The sequence below is a fragment of the Microcoleus sp. T3_D1 genome, from assembly GCF_036700405.1.
GTDB lineage: Bacteria > Cyanobacteriota > Cyanobacteriia > Cyanobacteriales > Microcoleaceae > Microcoleus.
Window position 1 is genome coordinate 99,627 of sequence record NZ_JAUBOV010000011.1, and the last position, 1,575, is coordinate 101,201.

The 1,575-nt window shown below is 50.5% G+C and carries 1 protein-coding gene; it reads left to right on the forward strand.

Translation table 11 applies throughout. The features are described 5' to 3' along the window. A partial coding sequence (locus QT992_RS08005; RefSeq protein WP_333376787.1) for a TIGR03936 family radical SAM-associated protein occupies positions 1 to 1,057 on the forward strand: 1,057 nt, incomplete at its 5' end. Between the last annotated feature and the right edge of the window lie 518 nt (positions 1,058 to 1,575).

The window sequence follows — 1,575 nt, forward strand, 5'->3', positions numbered from 1 at the left end:
ACCGCCCCTACCAGCGGGGGCGGGCACGGGGACACCGCCCCTACCAGCGGGGGCGGGCACGGGGACACCGCCCCTACTGGATCAACCTTTGCCTTGGGATCATTTAGATACGGGAATCGACAAAAACTGGCTGAAAATTGACTTGCAAAAGGCTTTGGAAGCAGCGACTGTTCCCGACTGTTCCTTTGAAGGGTGTTCGCGCTGTGGGGTTTGCGGCACCGATTTCGGACACAATGTGGTTGTGGATGCGCTGCCAATTCCTGAGTTTGCTGGGGAGTTCGTGCCGAATACGGAGCGGAAACAGCGTGTTCGGGTTTGGTTCGGGAAGGTGGGCGATATGGCTTTGGTGGGTCATTTGGATTTGATCCGATTGTTCGATCGAGTAGTCCGCAGAGCCGATTTGCCGATTTCGTTTACCGGAGGGTTTCACCCGAACCCTCGGATTTCTCTGGCAAATGCTCTGCCTCTGGGCGTTACCAGCACTGGGGAAATTGCCGACTTTGAGCTCACTGAGTCGATCGATATTGAGAGTTTTCGGGAAAAGTTGGCCGCTAAGCTGCCGGAAAATATTCCGATTTACAAGGTTGAGTCGATCGATCTTAAGGCTCCTTCTGCTAACCAGTTGTTAGAAGCAGCGGAGTACGTGATTACTGTGGCTTTAGGGGGTTCGTTGACAGAAAATGGCGAATTAGACCATGAAAATTCTGCTCCTGTCTCTGTGGCTCCTGATGCCAACTGGGAAGCTTGGGTCAAGACGATCGTCGAAACCGAGGCTTTTTGGCGGGTGCATACTACTAAGTCGGGAAAGACGAAGGATGTCAATTTGCGCGAAAGGCTGCACAAACTAGAACTTGTAGATCAGAAACCAGACAGCAGCACCTCTGCCTCTGGTACTACATCCGAAGGTAGAGCCGTTTTGCGCTTTACCGGCAGTTGTCGCAGCGATGGCAACTTGCTAAAGCCAGAACATATTGTTTTCATGCTCGAACAAGTCAGCCAGCAGGAAATTCAGCTTCTACAGGTTGAGCGTAGTCAGCTAATCCTGGGTTATGGTTAAGATAGGGAAGCCGTGGTGGAATATTTCACCTTCGGCTCTCGATCGGGATGTGTCCTTTCACGCTATAATCGCTTGTTATGGAAGCCGCGGCGGCTCGAGCGCTTTAGTCGCTCGCCGCCCTCGTCAACCAGCAACGCGGGCTGGGTGCAATTTGCTTCTGTTCAAGACTTCAAGCCTTTTTGTTGTACATTCACGGGCTAAATCTAGCGCCAAACCCGCCGGAGCGGGGCCTGAACCAAATTTAGCGATTAATTTCGATCGATCGACTGGTTGTCGGTGGTCGGCTTATTCAAAAATCTCACGGTTCAAACCGCAGAGCGGATATTCAACAATAGATGTTTTTGACGGGTCAAAAAACGGAGATAAGCCCCCGACTTAAGTCGTGGAGAACCAAAAATTTTAGATTTTAGATTAAAGTTCCAGCTCCCAGATTCGTCTGTCGAGTAAATCTAAAATCTAAAATCTAAAATCTAAAATCGACTGACCCGTCAAAAAACGGAGATAAGCCCCCGACTTAA